Raw genomic sequence first — 26,397 nt, forward strand, 5'->3', positions numbered from 1 at the left:
CCTATGATTATTTTATATGTTAGTGTTCAACAAATAAACAATGATTGATGTATTTTATAATACAAAACCTCTCTCAAGAAGAAAAAATAACCTTAAAAAGGAAAAAAAACCATTAAAGTGATTGGTAATTATTTCTTGAATTAAAAAAAATAGCTATAAAAATATATTATTTTCGTCTTCATAATCATAATTATAGTATACTTGATTGTTTAAAATGAGTAATGATATTGTATCAATAGTATAATGAGAAAAGATAAATTATATTTTTTAACCTTTATTTCTATATCAGTTATTTTTTTAATCATCGCTTCTTTTGGGGTGAAATACTTTATTAAGGTTAGTGCTAATCAACTTATCGAAATACAGTTAGAATCGAGTAAAAGAGAAGCAAATGAAATAGCAAAACTCATCAATTATCAACTTACTGCTAACATTGATAAAAAGACTACAATACAAAATATTCAAAATACGATTGAAAACACAAATACAGATGCTTCATTTATTTGTGTGTTTGATTGGTCTGGAAAAGAAGTTTGTAATCCTGATATTACAAAAGTTGGACAAAAAGTAAACTCTAATCAATCTTTATTAGAATCGTTAAGCAAAGAAAATAGTGCTGATAAGCTATATGACTTATTAATGAACCAAAAGCGACAAAAAGAAAAAGATAGCATTACTATAGCATCAGAAATTGTGTATATATCACCGGTTAAAGATTCTGATTTAATCGTAGCTGCAAATGTCAATCTGGATAAAGTAGCTACACAAATAAGAAAATTAAAAACAAGTTTTTATACCATATTTATATTAATGGGAGGATTAATCATTTTATCTTCTTTTTTTGCTGTTCGTATTATAGGTAGTTATTATGAGAAACAATTAGAGCTTAAAAACACAAACCTAGAAAGTGAACTGATAAGTCTCTCTAAGCTAAACACTGATCTTGTAGCTTATCAACAAAAGGTTGTCGTAGAAAATACAAATGAAGAACAATCAGAATCAACATCAGATCATGGTAAAAAACGAATTCTTACGTATATAAGAAATGAGCTTATTCCAATTTCTATTGATGAAATTTCTTATATCTATACCGAAAATACGATTACCTATGTGAATTGTTTTAATGGAAAAAAATCCACTAGTAATATAAGTTTAGATGATATGTATATAAGCTTAGATTCTTCCCTATTTTTTAGAGCGAATAGACAATTTATTATTAGTATTACTTCGATAGAAAAAATAATCAAATATGGTAATAGTCAGCTTAAAATTTTGGTTCGTAATGCTGATGTAGAAATTATTATCAGTAAAAATAAAGCTGCAGAATTTAGACAATGGTTAAACACTTAGCTTATCTATTAACTTTTTTTATCATATTTAATAACTTCACGCGCTATATTCAAGACATATAATTCATTCTTATAGTTAACTCTCTCTTTTCTTACCTCTCAATTATCCGTGCTGGTATTGACATCTAATATTTTATCCATAAAACAAAAAAATGGGTTTTTGTTCAAGTCTATTTTTTCCTTTTTAACCTCTTTTTTTCCGTTTCATAAATTTTAATTTCATTGGAAAGCCTATAGATATGGTTATTTGCGTTTTCACTCAAATAGTAAATAATTTTTAAAAAGAAAACCATGAAAAACTTTTTTTTGCGAACAATTGTAATTTGTGCATTGGGGCTTTTATCCGCCAATTGCGAGGACGGTGATATCGGTCCAGCAGGACAAGATGGCATTGTTGGGATTGATGGCGTTGATGGAACAGACGGTATCAATGGAACAAATGGTCAAAACGGTGTTGGTTTTGATGAACTAACCAAATTTGGAAGTATCACACTTACGCTAGAAGGAACACGACCAGATAATATTCCTTTTACCAAGACCGATGAATTTAAATTTACCAGTGTAGAAGATATCGACCGTGACAACAATGTAGAAATAGGAGAAAACACTTTAGACTTTAAGATAGAACGAAATCTAAGTGTGCCGGATAGCGATTTTGTAGGCTCACGAATTAAAATTTTTCTCGAATTTACTGACCCGGGAGAAGTTGATGAAATTATTGAATTCGAACTAAGCGTAGATGATTATACGATGATTTTTGATGATCTCACCTACTTTGGGTTTAATGGCGATTTTAATAACAATCGAACAGAGATTACAAACTTTAGTGTAACCAACTTCAATTTTATTAATGAAACCAATACGGTTACATTTTCATTTTCTTTTGATGTTGATGCTGCAAATAATGATACAGGTAATGATTTAGCCATTTCTGGAGAAGTAAATGTCATAGTCGTAGAAGATATAGATGACATAGAACTTTAAATAATAACAAAAAAACAAAAATAAATGAAACGATTTAATCATATAAATATATATAAAGCAATTTTTATTTGCTGCTTTGGGGTATTATTTGCCAATTGTGAAGGAGAAGATGGTGAAATAGGACCTGCAGGACAAGATGCAATTAACGGGATTGATGGTGCCGATGGAATTAACGGAACAGATGGAACTGATGGATTAGGTTTTGATGAACTTACACAATTTGGAAGTATAACGCTTACCTTAAAAGGGACAAGACCAGATGATGTAGCTTTTACTGATAGTAATGTATTTCGATTTACTCCATTGTCTCCAGAAATTTTACCACAATCAAATTCTGTCATTCTTGAAGAGTCTTTTTTACAGTTCGATTTTGGAAGATTTCTAAGTGCTCCCGGTGGCGAAGAATTTCAAAGCGTTGGCACAACATTTAGTTTACAAGTTACCAATCCCGAATCAGATAATCCAGAGTTTACCGAATCTCGTTTTACTATATTTCAATATCCCGTAATTTCAGACGATCTTACCATATTGGATATTACAACATTTGTTGGCAGCGATAACGATATAGAGAATTTTAGTATCACCAATTTCAATTTTAATAACGAAACGAATGTACTTACATTTTCTTTTACGTTAGATGTACCTGCAAATAGAAATACTACTGGTAATGAGTTATCGGTATCAGGAGAAGTAGATGTGATTGTATTAAGAGAGCTGCAAAGAACATAATAAGCATAGTAATAAAAACTATAAAATTTACACAAAATGAAAAATATACGTTTAGCAACAATATATAAACTCCTTTTTATTGGTTTTCTTGGGATATCCCTTGTCAATTGCGAAGGTGAAGATGGTGCAGCCGGACCTGATGGTCTAGATGGAGTTAATGGAAGTGACGGATCTAATGGTACTGATGGAATTAACGGACAAGATGGTGTTGGTTTTGAAGAATTAACACAATTTGGAAGTATCGATCTTACTCTTAATGGAAACAGAGCTGATACAGGTGAGGCGTTTACAGATACAAAAAAATTAGAATTTACAGCTATTGATGCGATATCGCTTATCAATTTTAATTCATTTACTACAAATGACACAGGGATTACTTTTAATCTTTTGAGGTTTCTAAATACTCCGGATGAAAATTCTCAAGAATTCACAGCAGGGATTATACTTAATGTTATCAACCCTGGGACTGATACTCAAGAGTTTGAATTTACATTAGATCTTAATGAATATAATATCGTTTTTGAGGATCTAGTATTGTTACAATTAAATGAACTCTTTGATAATCAAGATATAGAAACACCTTTGTCTAATTTCAGCATTACCAATTTCAATTTTAATGATGATACAAATAATCTCACTTTCTCATTTTCTTTTGATATCGATGGGGCTAATAACGGCAGTGAAAATGATTTATCTATATCCGGAGAAGTAGATGTTATTGTTTTAGAAAATATTCCCGGAGTTGACATACTCTAGAATTATAAAGATTTTTTAATTTTTCAATACCCTAAATCCTGTTGGTTACGAATGAGACCAGCAGGATTTTTTATTGAATACTTTCAACTTTAGGTAAAGAGAACTACTAAAGAAAATATATTTCTTTATAATACGAACTCAAAATAGCTATCTCCTCCCCTTTCATCTTTTAAAACTAATCCAGAACTACTTAAAAGAACAGAGTGATTTTGATTTGAAAATAAAGAAACATAAACATACATTATTAAGTTCAAAGTAAAGTTTCGAGTTAATACTATATCATCAATATTGTTTTTATTTAGATGCAAAACTTATAAGTATTAATGAGCATCAATCTAAAATATGAGAATTTATTGTTAGGCATATGCATGAACATACTTTAAGCCTTCCAAAATCGATAAATGTCATATTTTTTCAAGTCTTTTTTTTCCTTTTCAACGGCATTTTTTCCCTCTCGCATACATTAATTTGAATGTAAAGCCCCTATTGACGGTTATTTGCCCTGTAAACCATAAATAATTTTTTAAAATGAAAAACTCAATTTTCTTACTACTTATTTCTATCACTGTATTGTATAGTTGCAGTAGTGACGACTCAGATTCACCATCAAATCCAGAACCAGAAGCTAACGCTGTACAATTGGTTAGTAATACTACATTTGGAAATATCTTAACCGATGCAGATGGTAAATCTCTTTATTTCTTTTCTAGAGATTCTAAAGGGACTTCTGCTTGTAGTGATGGATGTATTGCTAATTGGCCTGTATTTTATGCTAATAATTTAACGCTTGACACAGGATTAGAAACATCTGATTTTGGTGAAATCACCCGAGAAGATGGTGAAAAACAAACAACCTACAAAGGATGGCCATTATATTACTTTATAAATGATAATGCCGCTGGAGATACAAATGGAGATCAAGTTGGTAATAATTGGTATATCGCAAAACCAGATTATTCTTTGATGTATGCAGAAGCACAATTAGTTGGAAAAGATACAGATGGAAACAATGTGAATTTTAAAAGTGACTATACGCCAGGTGATGAGCTTACTTTTTACATCGTAAATGCAACAACAGGAAGAACCCTGTATACTTTTATGAATGATAAAAAAGACACTAATAATTACACCGCTGCTGATTTTTCTAATAATGCTATATGGCCCGTTTTTCATATAGATATCGATAAACTCCCAAGTATTCTTAACCCTGATGACTTTGGAACCATAGATGTATTTGGAACCTCGCAGTTAACGTATAAAGGTTGGCCTTTATACTATTTTGGGCAAGATACAGAAAGAGGAGATAATTTAGGAATTAATGTTCCTAATCCAGGGGTTTGGCCAATTGCCAATACCGACACTCCTGGAGCACCTGAATAATAAGAATTGATTTCATGTTTAAGTAGTTAGTTGATAAGAGGGAGAAAATAATTCTTTCTTCCTCTTTTTTTAAATCCGTAACCAATGAATTTACCATCAAAAATTAAAAGCATTTTATTAATAACAATATGCTTAACCATACTTTCTTGTGAAACTAATGTTGAAGAAGAAACTCCAATAGATGAAAATGGAAATCCTATAAGTGAAAATGAATCATGCGATCCAGATATTTCATTTAGCACCAGTATAAAAGCTATCATAGATACTAATTGTATTAGTTGTCATGGTGGAAATCAATTTCCTGATTTAAGAACATATGAAGGAATCAGTGCTAATGCCTCTAATGTTAAGGGACAAGTTGTAAGTAGAAGAATGCCTCTTAATGGTTCTTTAACAAGTGAAGAAATAGAACTAATTCGCTGCTGGATAGATAATGGGGCTTTAAACAATTAATGTTATGAGTAAAAAAATCAAAAACATAATACTTGCTATTATTTTGGGAATTACCGGCATAATCATAATAGTGAATATAGTATATAACAAACCACATATTAGTGTGTCAGAAGCATCACCAGATATCACTTTAGTATCTCAAAAATTATTGAATGATTTTGAAAATAATGAATTTGAGTCAAACTCAAAATATTTAGATAAGATCATTGAAGTAAATGGTACTATATCAGAGATTAATGTCAGTGAAAACAAAGGAATAATAACACTTAGCGATGAAGATTCTATGGGAGGGGTAATATGTCATTTATCTCCCGAAGAACACACAAAGATTGCAAGTTTAAAAAAAGGGCAAAACATTAAAATAAAAGGTATCTGTACAGGATATCTCATGGATGTTATACTTGTAAAATGCATAATCATTAACTAATCAAAAATTTAACTGAAATATGAAAACTACACATATACTACTACTCTGTTTTTTCTTGACCAATTTTTTGCAAGGACAAGAAAGGTTTTTAACCAAGCAAGGATATACTTCATTCTTTTCAAGTTCACCTGTAGAAGATATTAAAGCTGATAATAATCAAGTCTTAAGCATCATAGATACATCAACCGGCGCCATCGCAATTTCCATTTTAATGAAATCATTTCAGTTTGAAAAATCATTAATGCAGGAACATTTTAATGAAAATTATGTAGAATCTGACACATATCCAAAAGCTAAATTTAAAGGTAAGATACCTAACATCAATGGATTGAGTAATAGCGAAGAAACAGTTACTATAACAGGTGATTTAACAATACATGGAGTAACTAAAAATATAAAGACACAGGCCAAAATAATTAAAACACAAGATAATATATCACTTAAAGGGAGTTTCCCGGTCAATGTAGCAGATTATAACATTGAGATTCCGGCAGTGGTAATAAATAATATTGCCAAAACAATAGAAGTAACATTTGAATTAGATCATAAACCTTATAAGAAGTAACATGAAGAATTTTTTAATCGTTTTTGCCGTAATGGCAATTCATTTACAAGCATCTTCTCAAGATCTTTTTGATATTTTAGATGAAGAAGCTCCTCAAACCAAAAATTATGTTTCTTCTACCTTTAAAGGAACACGAATTCTTAATGGGCATTCTATAGAAAATCGTAAAAAAGGAACATTAGAATTTGTGATTTCTCACCGTTTTGGAAGAGTTAACCTAGGAGCTGATGAGTTATATGGTTTAGATCAATCAAATATTCGATTTGCTTTTGAATATGGTTTATCTGATAATATAATGTTAGGTGTTGGAAGAAGTAGCTTTGATAAAACTTATGATGGTTTTGTAAAATATAAGTTACTAAAGCAAAGTTCGGGTAAAAAATCTTTTCCATTTTCCACTTCATTTTTTGGAAGTATTGCCTATAGAACAATTGATGATTTTGAACCCGGTAATGAACCTACCACAAGTCAACGCTTATCTTACACTTCACAAGTGTTAATTGCCAGAAAGTTTAGTCCCGGATTCTCTTTGCAGGTAATGCCAACATACATACATAGAAATTCGGTAAAAACAGAAGAAGACCCGCATGGTATTTTTGCTGTAGGTATCGGAAGTCGAGTAAAATTGACTAAAAGAATTTCTATAAATGGAGAATATTACTATACCGTAAATCCATTAGAATCAATCAACACTACAAATTCATTAGCATTTGGAATCGATATTGAAACAGGAGGGCATGTATTTCAGATTATTTTATCCAACTCTATTACAATGATTGAAAAAAGCTTTATCACAGAAAGTACAGATGACTTTTTTGAAGGAGATGTACACTTAGGTTTTAATATTTCCAGAGCTTTTCAGTTCGGAAAACATAAAAAAAAGAAGCTGAAAAAATTACAAGAATCCAATCAATAAAAATTTGAAATAAAACATAAATCAATATCCACATGTTTAGAAAAATATATAAAGTGAAAGGAGAAGATGTAAATGATTTTATGGTAATGCAAGACATCGCTTATCATAAATATGCCTCCTCAATATTAGAAACTTTTTTGTTTGAAATTGGGTATTCAAAACAAAAACTAAATACATTAAAAATAGGTTTGCAAAAATGTCAAGAAGAATTAGTACATCATAAACCGTTAATGTTTATGCAGAATTTTTTTCTAAATCTTGAATTGCTGGATTCAAATAATAATGAAAGAGAAATAAGTATAAGGACTCGTTTTTTTGATACAAATAATGGATTATGCGCAATAAGTTTTATCAAATTCAATTGGTATGACCATTATAATAAGAAAATGATTGCCCCTCCAAAGAGAATGATCAAACATTTGTTAGCTTAGTTTTTTTCATTTTCTTATAAAAAGCCACGATAATTTCATCGTGGCTTTTTTTATACCTAATAATTTTGTTTTTGAGCATTAACAATACCTACAGAAAATATAAACTAATTTTCTCGTATTTTTACCCCACACACATAATTAATTATCTACACATTTCATGAAAAGAATACTTTCAATAGCAATACTACTCTTTTGTATTATAGCTTGTAATTCAACAAAAACTACCACAACTCAAACCTCAAGTACTAACAAGAAGGCAAGTAATTCTCAAGACTATGCTAATACAATAACGGCCGAAGATCTAAAAACTGCTTTATATACATATGCGTCAGATGAATTTGAAGGAAGAGAAACGGGCAAACCAGGACAAAAAAAAGCGATTAATTTTTTAAAGGATCATTATATAAAGTATGGCGTTCCAGCAGCAAAAACTGATGGGAATTACTTTCAAAATGTACCTTTGGATTTGATCGATGTGCCTGGAGTGCAATTAACTATTGATGGTAAGTCCTTTGTTTATGTTGAAGATTTAGTGTCTGTTTCTACTAGCAAAACAGATCAATTATCAACAGATGAAATTATCTATGCTGGTTTTGGTATAGAAGATGAAAACGTATCTAGCTATTCTGATATTGATGTACAAGGTAAAGTTGTTCTTATCAAATCAGGAGAACCTAAAAATACCGACGGAACCTACCTTATTTCTGGTACTACCGAGGCATCTAAATGGTCCAATATGCGTCAGCAATTTGCTGCAAAACATGATATAGCTAAAGAAAAAGGAGCCAAAGCAATACTTTTTTATTATCCAGAAATATACCAAATGGTCGCTCCTCGTTTTGGAAAAGCCTCTGGTAATATGCAACTTTCTGGAAAAACAGAAAACACTTATTTCTTTTTGATAAATGATAATTTGGCGAAAAGTCTGGTTAATGATATATCAACAAACGATAAAACTAGTGTTGTCAAAACAAAATTGACATTAGATTATAAAAATAATGTAACACAAATAGCTTCAGAAAATGTAGCAGCATTTATAAAAGGTTCTGAAAAACCAGATGAAATTATTGTAATTTCTGCGCATCTTGATCATGAAGGAATTAAAGATGGAAAAGTATACAATGGAGCTGATGATGATGGTTCTGGTACAGTAGCCGTCATTGAAATCGCTGAGGCTTTTGCAAAGGCTGTAAAAGATGGTAATGGACCTAAACGATCTATATTGTTTTTAAATGTAACCGGCGAAGAAAAAGGTCTTTTAGGTTCTCGTCATTATACAGATGTTGATCCAATATTCCCTTTAGAAAACACGGTAGCCGATCTTAATATTGATATGATCGGACGAATAGATCCAAAACGCAAAAGCGAAAATCGCAATTATGTATACCTTATCGGAAGTGATAAATTAAGTACAGAATTGCACACAATTTCAGAAGAAATGAATACAAAGTATATGAATATTGAACTCGATTATACGTATAACGACGATAATGATCCTAATCGATTTTATTATCGCTCTGATCATTACAATTTTGCAAAAAACAATATTCCGGTTATTTTTTATTTTAATGGGACACACGATGATTACCATCAGCCAAGTGACACTCCTGATAAAATTCAATATGATTTACTAGAAAATCGCGCACGATTGGTATTTTATACAGCATGGGAACTTGCCAATCGAGATAAACGTATTACGGTAGATAAACCTGTATCAAATTAATAAAAAAACATCCCTTTCTCTTCAATACCACAGAGGAGAAAGGGTAGTCATGTTTATCTCTTCTACTCTACTTCTTTGGGTATTTTAACGCATTTCTAGGGTATAATTTATAGAACTATTCAAACCATTTGGATTTAATTTCTTTATACTTTGTTCTCCCAATTGGTAAAAACTCGCCACTATTTAATTCTAAGGAGTATTTACTTCCAGGTTCAATACTGATACCTTTTACTTCAGTCATATTGACAATATAAGATTTATGAATTCTTTCGAAATCACTTGACAAAATTTGCACCAGAGACTCTAAAGTTTTATTGTGTAATGCTGTAATCCCATTTTTCAATACTAACTCTGCATAAACATCTGCTCCTTTAATATATAAAACATCCTCAGTTTTGATAAGATGTATCCCCCCTTTTCTTTTTATGGCAAGATAACGGGTAGATAAATGTGCACTTTTCTCATTTATAATTCTGTGAAATGCCTGATCTATTCGTTCCTGAGTAAATGGTTTTGGAACAAAATCCAGAACTCCATATTCAAACGCTTCAATAGCTCTTTCTCGATATGCAGAAATAATTATAGTTTGAAATGAACCTGCAACGGCTTGCTTAAGCATTTCAAAACCGTTTTCACCATTAAGATTTAAATCCAGACACAAAAGATCAATTTTATGATCAGCAATAAACTGTAAACCTTCATCTAGTGTATCCACATGATGTACCTCACAAAGAAGACTCCTGAAAAAAGTCTGAATCATTCTTTTTAATCGCTTTGCGATTCGTAATTCGTCTTCAATTATTAATATCTGCATAATCTAGTTTAACGATATATTCGTATTTCATTTTTCCATCCTTTTTCAGTAGCCTCAGATATGAATTGCCACTGATCTCTATAGCTTTCTTGAAGCCTTGATTTTATATACTTTGTGCCTGTTCTTTCTACTACTGGTTTGTTGGGTTTCCTTATTGTTCCTATGGTAATAAGTTCGTAACCATTAAACCTCTCCTCTTCATAATACATAAGTTCAAAAACAATGGCTCCTTTAGAAGAAGGAGAACAATGTGTTATACCATTTTCGACAAGTGTATGTATCACTGCTGGTGGAATTTTTTTGGTAACATCAATATTAAAATCATTCCAAATGTATTTTGTTTCCTTACGGTAAGACATTATTTTCAATAAACTTTTACATAGTGCAATTTCTTGTGTAATGGGAATAAGTGTCTGATCTTCAATTTGATTAAGCATATTAAATTCTTCTGCCAGTGCTTCTATAAATTGTACACTTTTTTTAGGTGATTCTTCGACCCAATCCATAAGCGAAGTAAGTGTATTCATTAAAAAATGAGGTTGAATTTTCTTTTTTAGCAATTCATTTTTTAATCGTTCTGATCGTATCAAAGATTGCTCATATACGAATTTTTCTTCTTTCATTTTCGCAGAAAGCATATATAGCATGCATAAAAGAATGATGGTAAAACTTAAAAATAAACTTACATCATAATATAAAAAATAATCCACCAGAGCACTGGCAATTAATCCAATTAAAACAATTACGGCCCCTTTATTTCTATAAAATGCAGCAATAGAAACCATAACAATAGAGATCAGCCACATAGATTGTGCTAAACTACGTGCTGTAAAGTCATAAGATCCTCTAAATTTTATAAATATAAATAATAATAATCCCCCATATAGTACAAAAACCAACTTGCGCCATGGAATTGAAAATTGTATAGAAAAATAAAACGGAATTAGAAACGATATCAATAATGTTAAAACACCAATAGTTTCTAATCGAACCAAGAAATTAGAATAATGTATAGGAACATAAAACTTGAGATATTCCATGATGATCAACATAAAAAACAGTAAACAACTTATACTAAATAATAGTGCCGGGATATTTTTTCTATCATTTATAAAAAGTAATAAATAGTATAAAAAAGTTATTAAAAAAGCTCCCGCAAGAATATGTATCAGAGCCGTAAGTTCTAAAGGGTTTCTTATAATTTGTTCATGATTACCAAAATAAATCCCTATATATCGATCATAACCAGGGAAATAATATTGAGATATTCGCATTGTAAGATGGTGCTTTCCTACTGTAGCTAATTCATTAGGGATATAAAAATATCGATCTGTTTCCCCCACTTTTCCTGTTAATAATTCTTGCCCTGGAGTTCCATTAGTTCCTAGTAATACATCATCCCAATACATTTCATAAGCACCAAAGCTATTTACTGCAATCCCAAGTGGTTTTTTATCTAGAATATTATCTTTTAGTATAATTTCAGTCTTAGCCCAAAAAATAGAATCTCTCATATTATTCCCCTCTATTTCCCATTCTGCAAATGCAAAATCTGGAGTGCTCCAGAATGATTTACCACTGGATTTATCTTCTTTTATCTTTATGGCATAATCTCCAGGGGGATCGCAAGAAGCCAGTACTATTAGAAGAATTAGAAAGCTCAACTTTTTATACATAAATAACCTTTTAAACTATAGGTTAAAATTAAATGAAATAAGTGGTTCTCATTTGTTTTTCACAAATGTATATAGCAGTTCACAATATTATTCTACGTCATTCTGCAATACTTATTGATTTTTGTCGGACATCAATCAATCAGATGCCATGATGCATCATAAAATTATATGACAATATGAAAAACAAAACACTATTATTATCTATTGTATTCCTATGCTATTCATTTGTAGTATTTGCTCAAAAGAATGTAGAGGGTAAGGTTGTAGAATCAAAAGGGGAAACACCCCTCCCTTTTGCTTCGGTTATCATAAAGGATACACAAAACACCATTGTAGAAGGTGTAATTACTACCGAAAATGGAGTTTTTAAAATTACAGATTTAAAAAACGGAGTATTTACCTTAGAAGTTCAATATACAGGATTCTCCAAATATTCCATACCTCTTTCTATTACTGATACCACCCAAAAACGTCTGGATTTGGGAATAATCCAAATGAATGAAGATCCTACTCAATTAGAAGAAGTAGTTATTACTGGTGAGCAAGCTCAGGTTTCCCTTCGTTTGGATAAGAAAGTATTCAATGTAAGTAAAGATTTGATTTCTCAAGCTGGAGCAGCAACAGATGTGTTGGACAACATACCTTCTGTTACGGTTAGTCCATCGGGAGGAATAAGTTTACGTGGAAATAGTAATGTTAATATTTTAATTAATGGTAGACGAAGCGGTCTCACCGAAGCGCAAGCATTAGAGCAATTACCAGCTGATACTATTGATCGTGTCGAAGTGATCACCAATCCTTCAGCCAGATATGATGCTGCTGGTGCAGCAGGTATAATCAATATTGTTTTGAAAAAAAACAAAGCCAATGGAATAAACGGACAAGTAAGATTAGTATCTGGAACTCCAGATGACTATAGAGCTATTGGTAGTCTTAATTATAAGGCCAATAAATTTAATGTTTTCGCAAATCTTGGTATTCGTTATACAGATTATGAAGGCCTGTACACTCGTAATCAGGAAACTCAAAATAATGGGATCACCAATATACTTAATCAACGTCAGAATGAAGATCGTCATGATGATGGGCGCTTGATATATCTCGGAGCTGACTACTATCTAAATGATAAAAATACTTTTACAATAGCTTTTTACAGGAATGAAACCAAAGACACTGACAAAACTGATTATGTTTATGACTATTTTACTGAGAATTTAAGAGATAGTACACTTGTTACCATTGGGAATTCTCGTGAAAAACGTAATTACAATCAATTTGAATTTAATTATACAAAAACCTTTGCCAAAGAGAGGCAAAAACTAACTTTTGATATTCAATACGATTTTTGGGAAAGCACTAAACGATGGAAAATTGATATTGATAAAATCTTACCTGAGATCACATCGATATTAGACCAAAGAACTACTACAACCAATGATAATAATGATTTTGCTGCGCAGATAGATTTTATAAATCCCATTAAGGAAAAGAAACAGTTCGAAACTGGTGTTAAATATGAAACCCGTACAGTATCAAATTCCTTTTTTGCAGAAGAATTGATCGATACAAATTTTGTGAGTATTGATCCCTTAGATAACAGCATAGACTATGACGAGCAAATATTTAGCACCTATGCCCAATTTGGTAACACATCTGGTAAATTAAGTTACTTAGGAGGAGTTAGAATGGAATATACTCGTGTAAATATAGAAGATGAAAACAGTGCATTTAGTCAAACCTATGATTATAATCGATTCTTTCCTTCGGTCAATCTTAAGTATGCTTTTAATGAAGAAAATACATTACAGCTTAACTATAGTAAACGAATTAACCGACCAAGATTGTGGCAGCTTAATCCATTTTTTGAACTCATAGATTTTAATAGACAATCACAAGGGAATCCAGATTTACGTCCTGTATTTACCGATGGAATTGAACTATCATTCCTTAAAACAGGAAAAGGCTTCTCTATTAACCCTTCTATTTATTTTTCTAATAGTGAAAATACAATACAAAGATTAACCGTACAAAATGAGGAAAGCATATTTGTATCTACACTGTTTAACCTGGATTCTGAAACAAGATATGGTTTTGAGTTTGTAGCCTCTTATTCTCCTTTTAAATGGCTTAAAATGAATGGGGAATTCAACTATTTTGCTTTTGAAGAAAAAGGAATGGCAGCATCCCGTAGTTTTGACTTTTCTGACGACACCTGGTTCTCCAGTCTTGATGTTAGAGCCACATTACCAGAAGGTTTTAGATTGCAAGGTAGGTTTTTACATGAAGGACAACGCAATAATGCTCAAACCAAAACCAAATCCATATCCTACTTAAATCTTGGACTTAGTAAATCACTTTTTAATAAAAGAGCTTCTGTTGTATTAAATGTAAGTAATGTTTTTAATACCAGAAAAACTCGTGAAACCATATCAGGAAATGATTTTACTGTAAATCGTGTCCTCAATAGAAATGCGGCTCGATGGACATTGAGTTTTTCATATAAGTTTGGAAATGCTCAAAATAGAAATGCAAAAAGAAGTAATAGAAATTAATAATCAAAATGATAAAAACAATGAAATTTTCAATCGTAATTAAACTATGTATTATCGCAATACTGGTATCCAAAACCACAATATTGTTTGGACAAGACACTAATAATCAAAAAAAAGAGATTAATCTAACCGATTTTAAAGCTTTAGATATATCTGGCTTAGCACAGGTATATATTAAACAAGGAACAGAAAATAAGGTCGATATGAAAGTTAGTGGTGTTGCTATCAAAAAAATTAAAGTTTTTGTGGATAACGAAACATTATTTATAGATACTCCACGAAGTATTAGTGGAGAGTCTATAAAAATCACAGTAACCTATAAAAAAATAGTTGACATAAAAGTGAAAGATGCTGCTGAGTTAACTGCATTAAATACTATTAAAGGAGATGTTCTTAAGATTACGGTTACTCAAGCCAGCGGTACAGCTATATCAGTTGATCTTAAACATTTAGAAATCTCAATGAAAAACAATGCAGACCTTAAAATTAAAGGAATAACAGACAATCAAAGAGTAAAATCTGCCAGCTCTGGTGGAACATTTGATAATTCTGGGTTAACTATTCGAGATTAATTTTTGAATACCACTAAACAATTAATAATTCTTATAAGCACTCAATTTATTAATAAATTGAGTGCTTTAATTTTCTAATAGTTATATCTTTTTTGCTTCTTCAACAATGTTTCCATGTTCTCGAATAAGCATTTTTATAGTATTTCCATTTGTATTCTTAACGAATTCAAAACTAAGCGGGGCTTGTTTATTAAAAAACAATGTCTTCGTTTCTGGAAAAACAACTAGAACCATTTCCCCTGCTTTTATTTCTAATCCCATTTCTTTTTTAATAATACTAATATTACCCGTATTAGGTGCCTTGTATTGTCCTACAAATAAATCAAGTTCTTTATCAGATAATATCAATGAGTTCTTTACAGGTAGTTTTACTGCTTTATGGTTATAACTAAGTACTCTTTTTAGGACCCAATTATTATTTTCTTTGATCCACACATGAGAAAATTTTGCTATTCCTGTTTTTTGAGGAGTTTTATTTGATAGTATAGTATAGAATTCATGATACCCATTTTGTATCGCACCATACAAAGTACCATTTTCATATAAAGGATATACTTCCAAGCTATTATCAACTAATTTTCGAAGGAATTTATTTTTGGTTTCCAAACAAATATTCTTTTTCATTTCTGTTATGAACTGTGCTCTTGTTTTACTAACTCCGCTTTGATCATGATAAAACTCGAGATCTTTACTGATAAATGATTCTATAGTAGATAACTTACACTGATTGAATCCATTTTCAAATAAAAGACTGTCCATTTTTTTAATGGTTTGAAAAAGTTGAGATGACTGAGTTACTTGTGATTTTATATGCTGTAGCGGTAAAAATATAACTACAAAAAGAAGTGTTAATTTGAATCTGGATAAGCACAAGTTTTGGTTACATAAAAGCATAGGTTTTCCTATTGAAAAAGTTTGTTTTTTCATGATAAATTGATTTAAATAAGTAATTATGATTTATTTTCTGTATTTCGTTTCTATTAAGAAATAACCAACTAGGCTGATACCTCCGAATAAGAAGCTCATTGATGAAAAAGATATGATATCATTCATATCAAAATATTCGTACAAAATGTTTCCAACAAGAAAACCAATTGCTAATCCAATACCAAACATGCCATATTTTAAAGCAATCCATCCTTTTTTGGCAGATATAATTTCTGATAAATCAATTCCTTGCTCCATCATTTTCATACGTTCCCTATGTCGTGTAAGAAAATACACATAAACAATTCCGAATATTGCTGCGACAATTATAAATGTTACTAAAAAATCCCTAAATATTTCATCCATCATATTCAATTTTGAAGGTTCACTCGTATGATGCTCAAAATTATATTTGGTTACACTTTTAAAAAAAATAATAGTAGTTAAAGACAAATAATCTTAAAACTGTAACCTTTAAAAAAACGTGCATCTCATAATAGGATGACACAAACAGAGGACCATTTATATATTGATAGAATTCTACAGGGAGACCATGAAGCTTATGCTTTTCTTGTAAACAAATATCAAAGAATGGCATATACTGTTGCTTTAAAAATAATGAGGAATGTAGAAGATGCTGAGGATACTGCACAAGAAAGTTTTATCAAGGCTTTTCAGAAAATACATTCTTTTAAAAAAGATTCAAAATTTTCTACTTGGTTATATACTATTGTTTACCGAACTGCAGTCTACAACTTAAGAAAGAATAGAATTTCAACAGAGCAAATCGACGAAGACATTACCCAGAATCGTAGTATTGACAATGAAAACCCTTTTGAAAAAGAATTAAATCAAGAAGCACAAATAATACATATAAAAAAGGCAATAGATAGTTTACCTAAATTAGATTCTCTTTTAGTAACACTATTTTACATCAATGAAAATTCGATTACAGAAATTCAAGAAATAACAGGTCTTTCAGTATCTAATATAAAGGTGAAGTTATACAGGGCTCGTAAAAAAATAAAAAAACAACTGATAACGATTGTAGCATCTAAGTAATATGGAAAATAAAATAATCAAATTAATAAAGAAAGTTGATCTTGATTCTCCAAGTATGGAATTCACAGATGCTGTAATGGAACAATTATCAATGGATATTGAAAGTAAATTACGTTCTGACAACTTATTTGTTAGTGTTAGAGAGGAGATGAAAAAAACTGATCTCAAGGAAGAGTTTACAAATTCAGTTTTATTAAATATTAACTTATCTCAGTCTAAAATAAAATTAAGGCCTATTATTAAAAAAAGCTCTGGGATGATTTTTGCTGTTGTAATAATGGTATTAATTATACTATCATTCCTAGTGAAAGGAGAAACTTCTAATACTATTTATACAAAAACAAATGATTTATATTTCATATCAGACTTAATAAACAATTCTCCAAAAAATATATCAATACTGTTTATTTGTATAATAACCGTAAGTATTCTTTTATGGATAGATTTTATGATTAATCATAAAATCTTTAAAGGGAATTTCTGATGGATTTTATAATTATACTGAAATTTTCCTTTTCCTTGCTATAATATCCCACTGTGTTATTTTTCTATTATTTACAACAACAGAAACATCATCATGAAGGTTAATGGTCGGACATATATGATACGGAATTCCGTATACCACATCCCCTACTGCTATGCTATCCCAGTTGTCTACCTTCACCACTCCATGTTCTTCACTTTGCGAGAGCAATTCATAATTTTTTAGATTTAGGAACTTTACTCTGTGATGAATTGGATTTTCGGCAGCTACAGATTTATGTCCAAGATCAAGAGTAATAATATTCTTTTTGGGTTTTGAAATCACTCTACTCACTAATACGGCTGCATATTTAAACTCCTGTTCTACTAATTTCTCACTATATCCCCAATCCCAAAGCAGACAAGTTCCCGGACTACAGAGACGATCTTTTTGTAACAAATGGGTGGTAAATGATGGGGTTCCTCCGCAAATTAAACGTATATCAGTAGTATTCTTTTTTAGTATATCAAACAAGATATTTATTTCTTTTAACCCTTCTTCTATTTTATCTTTTCTAAGTTGAGAGTCATTATCCCTAAGATGACCATCATAAACATGTAAACCTTTAAATTGAAGATGTTCATAAGCAGGAATGCTTTCTATAAGCTCATCTAAGTCTTTACCCAATTCAATTCCAGAACGATTCATTCCATTATTAATATCAATAAAAAAATCTATTCTCAAATTCTTAGTAGAAGCTTTTTGCTGTAGTAATTTTGTAGAACCTATATTATCGATTATAGTTAAAAAATTAGTTTGGGGAAATGTTGTTATAAGTGAAAGAAAACGATCTATTTTTGGACCAACCAACTGATGTGCTACTAAAACAGAATCAGCTCCTGCTACCGCAGCTATTTCTGCTTCTGATATCGTTGAAGCCTTGAAATTTTTAATACCAGAGGATATCATTTTTTTAATTACCTCGGGCATTTTATTAGTCTTAACATGCGGCATTAATCGCCACATATCACCTTTTACCATACCAATCATTTTATCTATATTGTATAGTAAACGATCTTTATATAAAGCAATTGATGGAGAATCAACTTCATCTATGTTTTCTATTTCATACCAATTCATATCATACAGGTTTATTCGTTCACAAAATCTCCTTCAAAAATAATAAACGGATTTTCAAAAGTTGATGGCGATTTCTGTGGACTTCTAGCATATTTTATTGATTTACCTACCAAATGGTTATCGCTTAAATTTATTGATGTAAATAATATTCCATAAGGTGTTACCATTCCATATAAATTCTCTCTTTGTAAATAAATCATATTAAATGTGTTTGTTTTACCATCTTCACCTTCTAAAACAAGTCTGTCATTTATACCATCCAGGTAAATTTTCCCTTTCTTAGTCACCTTATCTTCATCATTTACCGTACTAAAAAGAACGTCTGCATTACCTCTTGGCTGTTTTTTAGGAGAGCTATTCATCATATATGGCAATGCAAAAATATGAGACATCTCTTCTATTTCATAAGGTCTTTGCGTATTACACATAATTGCAATCGAGAGTTTTTGTTCAGGAAAAACACTAAGTATACTCCTTGCTCCTTGCATCCAACCTGCATGCTCAAAGACCTCTCTGCCTTGTGGGTCCCAGTTTCTACGCCAGGCAATACCTACTCCGGTATCTTCTCCAGATTTTAGTTTCTGAGTTTTAAACATTTCTTTTACAATTTCAGGTTTTAAAAAACCATTGTAATAAATATCTCCCATGCGTACCAGATCAGATGGTGTTGATATCATTCCTCCTCCTCCCCACTTGTAACTTGAGTCATCTGGATTTTCTACCATCGAAACATTACCAGATCGGTCCATTGCATATAGTTTTGTCATGTTGGTAACTTTATCACCTCCCAAATCTGGTCCTGTAGAAGTCATTTTTAAAGGTTTAAATATTTCATTATCTATATATTCTAAAAAAGGTGTTCCCGTTATGCCTTCTACTACACCAGAAAGTAATGTAAAACCATGAGTCGAATATTTATAATCTGTCTTAGGCTCAAAAAGGAGTTTTTTATGGGCAAATACGGTTAATGATTCATCAATTGAATTATAAAAGTCTTTTTTAAAACGATCTTCATCAGAGTAATGCGCAATACCAGATATATGAGCTGCAATATCTCTTGAAGTAATTGTATGTGATTTTTCTGGGAATGCAGGTACATAGCTTTGTACAGCTTGGTCGAGATCTATCTTATTTTCCTGAAGCAGTGTAGCAATAGCCGTAGCTGTAATTAATTTTGAAACTGAAGCCGCACGAAATTTTGTAGAGCTATCCACGAGGTCTTTTGATTGAGTATTTGAGTATCCAAAACCTTCTGCAAATACAATAGTATCATTCATACTAACGGCAATTGAAATCCCTGGTGGGCTATTTTTAGAATCCAAAAATACCTTTGCCATTGTCCTAATTAGATTTTTATTATCCTCTATTGCTTTTGTGGGTATAGTATCGGTTTGATTTTTATCTTTTGTTTTTTTATTGACAGAAGACTGTGCACATCCTTGTACGGTGAAAACTGTCACTAATAAAGTGATGAGAACAAACAGATATTTAAGATTGGATTTGAATATATTCATACATTGATTTTTTAATTGATGTTCAAAATTTATCTTTATGTCAAGATAAATCATACAATTATACAATATTTATCTTTATATGAAGGTATTTTTTTGTAGTTTCAACATTCAAAATTGAGATTTACACCAAAATGAACGATAATCATCAGGATATTATTGATACTTTAATTACCGATTGGAAACAAGAAAGGCCAGATCTTGATGCTTCTGCAATGTTAATTGTCGGTAGAGTTTTAAAATTGGGGAAGACATTAGAAAAAAGAGCTAGTAAGGCTTTACGGAGCAGTGATATTCATTATACTGATTTAGATGTATTGGCGACATTAAGACGCTCGGGCAAACCATTTGAACTTACTCCAACTCAACTCATGCAATCTGTTTTAATTACCTCTGGTGCTATGACAGCCTTACTTGATAGATTGGTGCGATTACATTTGATTTATCGTTCTCCTGATCAAAAGGATGGACGTGTCAAACTGGCTGGTTTAACAAAAAAAGGAATAAAAACAATTGATAAAGCCATAGAAACGAGATTTGAAGAAGCAAATGAAGCTGTTCATATTTTTGATGCTTCAGAAAAAGACACTTTATCTTTATTATTAAAAAAAATGATTATACACTTAGAAAATGAATCATAGTAGCAATTATTAAACAAATTGAATAAACTTCATGATTTCTTTCTAAATAACATATATAGCAACCCTACAGCTGCCATTGCTGCACAAATGTACATGATTAGAGGTATCTTAGAAATTATATCCTGATAATATACTCCAGAAAAAAAAGCTCCTAACCCTATACCAGCTTCGAGAGCAATATACATTGTAGCCATAGCCTTACCTTTATGGTTTGGATCACTCATATCTACGGTCCATGCGTTTAGCGCTGGAGATAATATTCCCATAGCTAATCCATAAAAAACCGCTCCGGTTAACAACCCTTTAATCGTATTAAGATAACCAATTAGTATTAATGCTATAAACAATATAACAAGACCTATATTGATAACTGGAATTCTTCCATAAGCATCGGATATTTTTCCTGCAATAACTCTGATTAGCAAAGAAGAAGCTGTAAAAACAATAAAAAAAGTTCCCTTATTTATAATTCCCAAATGATCACTCCAATCGGGAATCAAAGTTAAGATTACTCCAAAACCGATATATGTCAAAAAAGTGATTAGTGCAGAAGGTAAAACCTCTCTTGCTATAATATCGTTCTTTGAAATTCTGAGATCAGAAAAAGAAAATGTTTTTTTATGAACAAGGGTTTCTTTAATACCTACCACCATAATAATAGATATTAATGCAATACATGAAGAAGTATAAAATAATATATCAAATGAGTAGTGTAATCTAATAAAACTACCTAATGCAGGCCCCAAAGCCAAACCTGTACTAAAACATAATCCTTGTATACCTAGTGCTTCGCCCCAACGTTCTCTAGGAATAATATCTGACACATATGCAGATATTGCTGTTGGACTAAAACCTGTAGAAAAACCATGCAATAAACGTAAGAATAAAAACCCAGACACCGTAGTGAGTATAGGGTATAAAAATCCAGATACCAAACATACCATTGCTCCAATTACAATTACTGGTTTCCTTCCTATCGTATCTGTTAATTTTCCGCTAAATGGTCTAGATAAACCTGCAGTAAGTGTAAATAAAGAAATGATTAATCCTTTGTACTCAGCTCCATTAATACTACTTAAATATGCAGGCAATTCTGGTATAAGCATATTATAACTTGCTGAAAACAATAAAGAACTTAAAGAAATTAGAGCAAAATTGATGGTGTATATAGAGCCTTTTTTATCCTTCATTCCTATCTCTTTTTATAATAAGAATGAATTAGTTCTTTAGCATAATTCCATAAATTAAAAGAACCATATTGTATAGATTTTGTTTTGTTTTCTACTTTTTCATAATCAATATTATATTCATTCCAAGTACCTCCATTATTCGAACTGTTTTGAAGTATTGGTTCGAATCTATCCATTGCTTTGGCAAATTTTGATTCTTTAGTTTTACCTTCTTCAAATTCTAACCAAATATCTATAAATTCTTTAGCTTGTTCTTCAGGTAATAAGCCAAAAATTCTTTTTGCCGCTATTAGTTCTTCATCGGTATTGATGTGGTTTTTTACAGGATCATGAAGAAAAACGTCACCAGTGTCAATTTCTACAATATCATGTATTAATACCATTTTTAAGACTTTAATCAAATCAATAGATTCATTGGAATGTTCTCCCAAAACTAAGGTCATCATCGCCAGATGCCAGCTATGTTCTGCATCATTCTCTGGTCTATCACTATCAAACAATTTAGTTTTTCTTTGGATGTATTTAATTTTATCTATTTCCTTAATAAATTCTATTTGTTTGGATAATCTTTCTGATAGCATCCTCTTATTTTTTTTAATTGTATAATTTTATAGTTTTCAAAGAAATGGTTTCTTGAACTTTTATAAAAGGACATTTGTCCCAACACAAAAATGATACGTACAAATCCAGAATTATTAACTTATATTAATGAACTTTATAATAAGAAAAACAATGGTATAACCGAAGAAAAACACAATCCAAAACAACGTGTCATCGAACAAAATAAGAGATATAATTGGGTATATATCATTAAGAAAGGTATTACAAAATGTTATTTATCTGATGAAAATGGAAAAGATTTTATTCAGGAATTTTTGGGAGAAGGAATGGAGTTTGGTGAAATTGAAGTATTTAGTGGTAATCCTAGTTTTTGTTGTATAGAAGCTATAACAGAACTAGTGGTATATAAAATTTCATATATAGATTTTAATACGCTATTAGAAAACGATAAGAAGTTTAACAGACTTGTTATCAAGGCAATGGCTGCAAAAATAAGTTATAAAGCTCCCAGACATTCTTATCAGCAATCTTACCCTATTGAAGACAATATTCTAAGGCTTCAACAGCTTTTTCCTAAACTTACCGAGGTAATTTCAAAAAGTGATATTGCTAATTATCTGGGTGTTACCTTAAGAAGTTTGAACAGAACATTAAATCAATTAAAACACAGAAATGAAAATTAAAAACGGACTACCTTTTGTAGTCCGCCTTCTAAATTGTATGTGAATAAATTAAAGTATCACAATACTATATTTTATATACAGCATTGGTTATTTTGAATTGTACCAAAACAAACTGCACCTGATGGACTCGGAACAGCGCAGAAATCGCCATTAACATCAGATAAATAAAAACGATAACATCCAGAAACGCAATCTGATAACATTCCTCCATTAATTTGTTTTTGAGAAGTCTTGGTGAGTTTTTGAACTCCATCGATCTTCAGAATTGATTTTTTCATAATATTTAGGATTTAAGAATAATAATAACCTAAACGTTTTTACGTCATTTAGGCTTCTGACAGTTTTTATATAACATGTAATTTAATCCTTTTATTACTAAATCATTCTTAAATTTTTCTAAAGAATTAAAGTTCTGATTTTAAAGCCTTAACATCTATAATCAATTGTGCTATTGAAGCTTTATTTAGACCATTATAAATTCCTCTAATATGTTTGTTATTATCAATAAGTACGAAGTTTTCTGTGTGTAAAAAATCATCTTCATCCTTTTCGACTCCCAAATCTTCTTCAACAAAATAATAGTTTCTACCTAAATCATATATCTGTTTTCTATCTCCTGTTACCAGGTGCCATTTATGTTCTAGAATTCCTTTTGCTTTAGCATATTTTTGTAAAACAGGCACCGAATCATACTCTGGAGTAACCGAATGTGATAATAACAATATATCGCTATCGTTTATAAACTCCTCTTGCAACATTGTCATATTCGAGGTCATTTTTGGGCAAATTCCAGGACATGAAGTAAAAAAGAAATCTGCTATATATATTTTATTGTCAAAAGTTCTTTGAGTAATTGTATCTCCTTTTTGATTAATTAAAGTAAAATCAGGAATAATATGAAATGTTTTTTCATCTTCGGTATTTGGTATCAGCCAATTTGGAGTAAATGACGCTTCATTATAATATGGAAGCGATTCTACTCTGCTAGTCTCTTGATTTCTTCCAATATCTTTACAACTTGTTATCAATAGTATTGATATCAATAATGAATAATATATGTGTTTATTGATATTGTACAGTTTCTTTTTCCAATGCATAACATAAATTTGAACGTCTTAAACCAAAAACACGTCCGTTCTTAGCCTCGTAATTAACATATATCTTACCATTTTCTAACCAAGCTCTTTGCATACCTTCTTCTTTTCCTTGATTAATATGCTTTTGTTTGGATAGTTGTCCATTAGAATACCATTTTTGTTGTATTCCATGTTTTACCCCATTCTCATAATTAGATTCTGCAGCCAAAACACCATTAGCCCACCAAATTTTTACGACACCATCAAGATGATTTCTAATATAATAAGATTGTTTTCTGAGCGTACCATCAGAAAACCATTTCTGAGCTATTCCTTCTTTTTTTCCATTATAATATCCCATCTTCTCGGCTAGTACATTATTTGGATGATAATTCACTGCATATCCAGAAAAAGGTTGATTCTTATAATACCATTTCCCTTCAGTAGCATTAAGAATTAAAAGATCTTTTGCTACTTCTGTATTCTCAATATCTTTTTTTTCGGGGGTAGCTACGTTATTTTGATTTTCAACAACAACCTTTTTACAATTGATAATGATTAACAAAGGGATAATACAAAATAGTTTAGTTAATTGCATTTGGAGTTCCTTTATATGGTCCAACAAATACAATGTATCTTCCCGTAGTTGCGTATATTTCATTAATAATATGGTAATGATATTCTGTTTCATCAGTATGTTGTGTAATACTTGCATGACCTCCAGATGCATCTAAATCTGTAGGGTATGTCCCTGTCGAATTACATTTCCTTCCATATATAAAAAATCCATCAGATATTATTCCAATTAACTTGTCGTCATCGTCAGACCAGGCTTTTGGTTCTAGGTGATAATGATATTCTGCTGGTCCGATGTGTCCTCCAGAATAATCCAGGCTTACTACAGCTTGATCTAACGCTCCATTTCCTTCCTGATCATTAAAAATAGCCGCTCCACTAACAGAAATACCTATAGCTCCAAGTGAAGTCGCTGTACTGCTACTTGCCAATTGAGGATCTGAAGAAACGGTTAAAGTGGCCGCTCCATCATAACCGGGAATTAGACTTGGTGTCATATTAGTAGCTATTGTAGGTGCAACATATAACGCATTGCCTACTCCCCAATACGGAGTGGTATGATTTGGATTTCCAGTAGTCTCAATAACAACATTGGACCCTTCGAGATAAATATCTGTTTCATTAGTATCAAATTCGGCAAAAGCAGCGTGTAATTCTCCCGAAACCTCTCCTCCTGTTTCTGTTTCTGTAGTATCTCCATCATCACTGCTACAAGCAATGAACGTCATTAATACGAGACTTATTCCTAAGGTTAATGTCCAGATACTTTTGTTTTTTCTTTTTTGTTTCATTTTCATACGATTTGGTTATTATCTTTTCCATTTCTAAGCCATTTTCTAATAGTTTAATCGTGTGTTTGTTTTGGTCCTCTTTTATGATTTGGTTTCGGAGCCTTTTCTAATTCTTCTTTGGTAATAAAACCATCTTCATCTGTATCTATTTTTGAAAAATCTCTTTTTAATGGCCCTCTCACCTCTTCTTTAGCAAGTTTATTATCATTATTATCATCCATCATTTTAAAAATTTCCTCTATGCTTGGAGGTTGATGATGTTCTTTTTCCTCAGTATCAGATTGTGCATTTGACTTACAAGACATCATTAATGCTATAAAACTTAATACTAATCCTAATTTTATAGTTTTACTTTTCATTTTACAAATGTTATTGTTTCCTATATAGGACTATAAATTTCTATAAAAGTTTAGAAGTAAAAGACCGTTTTCTGTAGATCTTGGGAAGTT

The 26,397-nt window shown here is 31.0% G+C and carries 30 protein-coding genes; 17 read left to right on the plus strand and 13 right to left on the minus strand.

Translation table 11 applies throughout. From position 1 onward, the window contains the following. The first annotated feature begins 243 nt into the window (after positions 1-243). From DK442_RS18465 to DK442_RS18515, 11 genes are all read left to right on the plus strand, one after another. Complete coding sequence (locus tag DK442_RS18465) at positions 244-1,350, plus strand: LytTR family DNA-binding domain-containing protein (RefSeq protein ID WP_109437375.1); 1,107 nt, start codon at positions 244-246, stop codon at positions 1,348-1,350. A 290-nt stretch (positions 1,351-1,640) separates the two neighbouring features. After that, positions 1,641-2,333, plus strand: coding sequence for a hypothetical protein (locus DK442_RS18470; protein ID WP_109437376.1), 693 nt, complete (start codon positions 1,641-1,643; stop codon positions 2,331-2,333). A 24-nt stretch (positions 2,334-2,357) separates the two neighbouring features. Next, positions 2,358-3,062 (plus strand): hypothetical protein, encoded by a 705-nt coding sequence (locus DK442_RS18475; RefSeq protein ID WP_109437377.1) that lies wholly within the window; start codon positions 2,358-2,360, stop codon positions 3,060-3,062. 36 nt (positions 3,063-3,098) lie between these two features. Next, a complete protein-coding gene (locus DK442_RS18480) occupies positions 3,099-3,818 on the plus strand; it encodes a collagen-like protein (protein ID WP_109437378.1) in 720 nt (239 codons plus the stop codon). A 528-nt stretch (positions 3,819-4,346) separates the two neighbouring features. Beyond that, positions 4,347-5,198 carry a hypothetical protein gene (locus DK442_RS18485; protein ID WP_109437379.1) on the plus strand — a complete coding sequence of 284 codons (852 nt, stop codon included), beginning with the start codon at positions 4,347-4,349 and terminating at the stop codon, positions 5,196-5,198. An 84-nt stretch (positions 5,199-5,282) separates the two neighbouring features. After that, positions 5,283-5,651, plus strand: a complete 369-nt coding sequence (locus DK442_RS18490; RefSeq protein ID WP_109437380.1) for a hypothetical protein — start codon at positions 5,283-5,285, stop codon at positions 5,649-5,651. A 4-nt stretch (positions 5,652-5,655) separates the two neighbouring features. Continuing rightward, positions 5,656-6,078 carry a hypothetical protein gene (locus DK442_RS18495; RefSeq protein WP_109437381.1) on the plus strand — a complete coding sequence of 141 codons (423 nt, stop codon included), beginning with the start codon at positions 5,656-5,658 and terminating at the stop codon, positions 6,076-6,078. 19 nt (positions 6,079-6,097) lie between these two features. Then, entirely contained in the window at positions 6,098-6,643 is a 546-nt protein-coding gene (locus tag DK442_RS18500; RefSeq protein WP_109437382.1) for a YceI family protein, read from the plus strand. A gap of 1 nt (position 6,644) precedes the next feature. Then, the gene (locus DK442_RS18505; RefSeq protein WP_109437383.1) at positions 6,645-7,559 is read left to right on the plus strand and encodes a DUF5777 family beta-barrel protein; all 915 of its coding nucleotides are present in this window, start codon (positions 6,645-6,647) and stop codon (positions 7,557-7,559) included. A 32-nt stretch (positions 7,560-7,591) separates the two neighbouring features. After that, positions 7,592-7,990, plus strand: a complete 399-nt coding sequence (locus DK442_RS18510; RefSeq protein WP_109437384.1) for a hypothetical protein — start codon at positions 7,592-7,594, stop codon at positions 7,988-7,990. Between the two features lie 157 nt (positions 7,991-8,147). Continuing rightward, entirely contained in the window at positions 8,148-9,713 is a 1,566-nt protein-coding gene (locus DK442_RS18515) for a M28 family peptidase (protein WP_109437385.1), read from the plus strand. Between the two features lie 115 nt (positions 9,714-9,828). On the opposite strand, the gene DK442_RS18520 is transcribed toward DK442_RS18515, so the two are convergent. Both DK442_RS18520 and DK442_RS18525 read right to left on the minus strand, forming a co-directional pair. Next, complete coding sequence (locus DK442_RS18520) at positions 9,829-10,527, minus strand: LytTR family DNA-binding domain-containing protein (RefSeq protein WP_109437386.1); 699 nt, start codon at positions 10,525-10,527, stop codon at positions 9,829-9,831. A gap of 8 nt (positions 10,528-10,535) precedes the next feature. After that, entirely contained in the window at positions 10,536-12,203 is a 1,668-nt protein-coding gene (locus DK442_RS18525) for a histidine kinase (RefSeq protein ID WP_109437387.1), read from the minus strand. Between the two features lie 176 nt (positions 12,204-12,379). Here DK442_RS18525 and DK442_RS18530 point away from each other — a divergent pair, with 176 nt between their 5' ends. Both DK442_RS18530 and DK442_RS18535 read left to right on the plus strand, forming a co-directional pair. Next, the gene (locus tag DK442_RS18530) at positions 12,380-14,755 is read left to right on the plus strand and encodes a TonB-dependent receptor domain-containing protein (RefSeq protein ID WP_109437388.1); all 2,376 of its coding nucleotides are present in this window, start codon (positions 12,380-12,382) and stop codon (positions 14,753-14,755) included. Between the two features lie 20 nt (positions 14,756-14,775). Next, positions 14,776-15,327: a GIN domain-containing protein gene (locus DK442_RS18535; RefSeq protein ID WP_160114258.1), complete on the plus strand. Its 552-nt coding sequence runs from the start codon at positions 14,776-14,778 to the stop codon at positions 15,325-15,327. Between the two features lie 81 nt (positions 15,328-15,408). Here DK442_RS18535 and DK442_RS18540 read toward each other — a convergent pair whose 3' ends face one another. Then, entirely contained in the window at positions 15,409-16,254 is an 846-nt protein-coding gene (locus DK442_RS18540; RefSeq protein ID WP_200825134.1) for a DUF4440 domain-containing protein, read from the minus strand. 30 nt (positions 16,255-16,284) lie between these two features. Beyond that, the gene (locus DK442_RS18545) at positions 16,285-16,620 is read right to left on the minus strand and encodes a DUF6249 domain-containing protein (RefSeq protein WP_160114259.1); all 336 of its coding nucleotides are present in this window, start codon (positions 16,618-16,620) and stop codon (positions 16,285-16,287) included. Between the two features lie 135 nt (positions 16,621-16,755). Here DK442_RS18545 and DK442_RS18550 point away from each other — a divergent pair, with 135 nt between their 5' ends. Then, the gene (locus DK442_RS18550; protein ID WP_109437391.1) at positions 16,756-17,316 is read left to right on the plus strand and encodes an RNA polymerase sigma factor; all 561 of its coding nucleotides are present in this window, start codon (positions 16,756-16,758) and stop codon (positions 17,314-17,316) included. A 1-nt stretch (position 17,317) separates the two neighbouring features. Continuing rightward, positions 17,318-17,800: a hypothetical protein gene (locus DK442_RS18555; protein ID WP_109437392.1), complete on the plus strand. Its 483-nt coding sequence runs from the start codon at positions 17,318-17,320 to the stop codon at positions 17,798-17,800. Positions 17,801-17,812: 12 nt separating this feature from the next. On the opposite strand, the gene DK442_RS18560 is transcribed toward DK442_RS18555, so the two are convergent. Then, on the minus strand, positions 17,813-18,919 hold the full coding sequence (locus DK442_RS18560; RefSeq protein ID WP_109437393.1) for a D-TA family PLP-dependent enzyme: 1,107 nt from the start codon (positions 18,917-18,919) through the stop codon (positions 17,813-17,815). A gap of 11 nt (positions 18,920-18,930) precedes the next feature. Next, a complete protein-coding gene (locus DK442_RS18565) occupies positions 18,931-20,433 on the minus strand; it encodes a serine hydrolase (protein ID WP_160114260.1) in 1,503 nt (500 codons plus the stop codon). Positions 20,434-20,564: 131 nt separating this feature from the next. Here DK442_RS18565 and DK442_RS18570 point away from each other — a divergent pair, with 131 nt between their 5' ends. Further along, positions 20,565-21,071 carry a MarR family winged helix-turn-helix transcriptional regulator gene (locus DK442_RS18570; protein ID WP_109437395.1) on the plus strand — a complete coding sequence of 169 codons (507 nt, stop codon included), beginning with the start codon at positions 20,565-20,567 and terminating at the stop codon, positions 21,069-21,071. A gap of 29 nt (positions 21,072-21,100) precedes the next feature. Here DK442_RS18570 and DK442_RS18575 read toward each other — a convergent pair whose 3' ends face one another. Together DK442_RS18575 and DK442_RS18580 are read right to left on the minus strand one after the other, a co-directional pair. Continuing rightward, positions 21,101-22,261 carry an MFS transporter gene (locus DK442_RS18575; protein ID WP_109437396.1) on the minus strand — a complete coding sequence of 387 codons (1,161 nt, stop codon included), beginning with the start codon at positions 22,259-22,261 and terminating at the stop codon, positions 21,101-21,103. Positions 22,262-22,263: 2 nt separating this feature from the next. Next, positions 22,264-22,842 (minus strand): HD family hydrolase, encoded by a 579-nt coding sequence (locus DK442_RS18580; protein ID WP_109437397.1) that lies wholly within the window; start codon positions 22,840-22,842, stop codon positions 22,264-22,266. A gap of 90 nt (positions 22,843-22,932) precedes the next feature. Between DK442_RS18580 and DK442_RS18585 the strand changes: the two genes are divergently transcribed. Next, on the plus strand, positions 22,933-23,505 hold the full coding sequence (locus DK442_RS18585; RefSeq protein WP_109437398.1) for a Crp/Fnr family transcriptional regulator: 573 nt from the start codon (positions 22,933-22,935) through the stop codon (positions 23,503-23,505). Positions 23,506-23,576: 71 nt separating this feature from the next. Here the strand turns inward: DK442_RS18585 and DK442_RS18590 are convergent, their stop codons facing one another. The 5 genes from DK442_RS18590 to DK442_RS18610 form a co-directional block, all read right to left on the minus strand. Continuing rightward, positions 23,577-23,783 carry a hypothetical protein gene (locus DK442_RS18590; protein WP_109437399.1) on the minus strand — a complete coding sequence of 69 codons (207 nt, stop codon included), beginning with the start codon at positions 23,781-23,783 and terminating at the stop codon, positions 23,577-23,579. A 126-nt stretch (positions 23,784-23,909) separates the two neighbouring features. Further along, positions 23,910-24,602 (minus strand): SCO family protein, encoded by a 693-nt coding sequence (locus tag DK442_RS18595; protein WP_109437400.1) that lies wholly within the window; start codon positions 24,600-24,602, stop codon positions 23,910-23,912. Further along, positions 24,568-25,179: a toxin-antitoxin system YwqK family antitoxin gene (locus DK442_RS18600; RefSeq protein ID WP_109437401.1), complete on the minus strand. Its 612-nt coding sequence runs from the start codon at positions 25,177-25,179 to the stop codon at positions 24,568-24,570. The genes DK442_RS18595 and DK442_RS18600 overlap by 35 nt, the downstream gene beginning before the upstream one ends. Next, positions 25,166-25,948, minus strand: coding sequence for a YHYH protein (locus DK442_RS18605; RefSeq protein WP_370444668.1), 783 nt, complete (start codon positions 25,946-25,948; stop codon positions 25,166-25,168). Before DK442_RS18605 ends, DK442_RS18600 begins: the two co-directional genes overlap by 14 nt. Positions 25,949-26,001: 53 nt before the next feature. Then, the gene (locus tag DK442_RS18610) at positions 26,002-26,307 is read right to left on the minus strand and encodes an EF-hand domain-containing protein (protein ID WP_109437403.1); all 306 of its coding nucleotides are present in this window, start codon (positions 26,305-26,307) and stop codon (positions 26,002-26,004) included. Positions 26,308-26,397: the final 90 nt, after the last annotated feature.

The sequence above is a fragment of the Aquimarina sp. AU119 genome, assembly GCF_900312735.1.
Lineage (GTDB): Bacteria > Bacteroidota > Bacteroidia > Flavobacteriales > Flavobacteriaceae > Aquimarina > Aquimarina algiphila.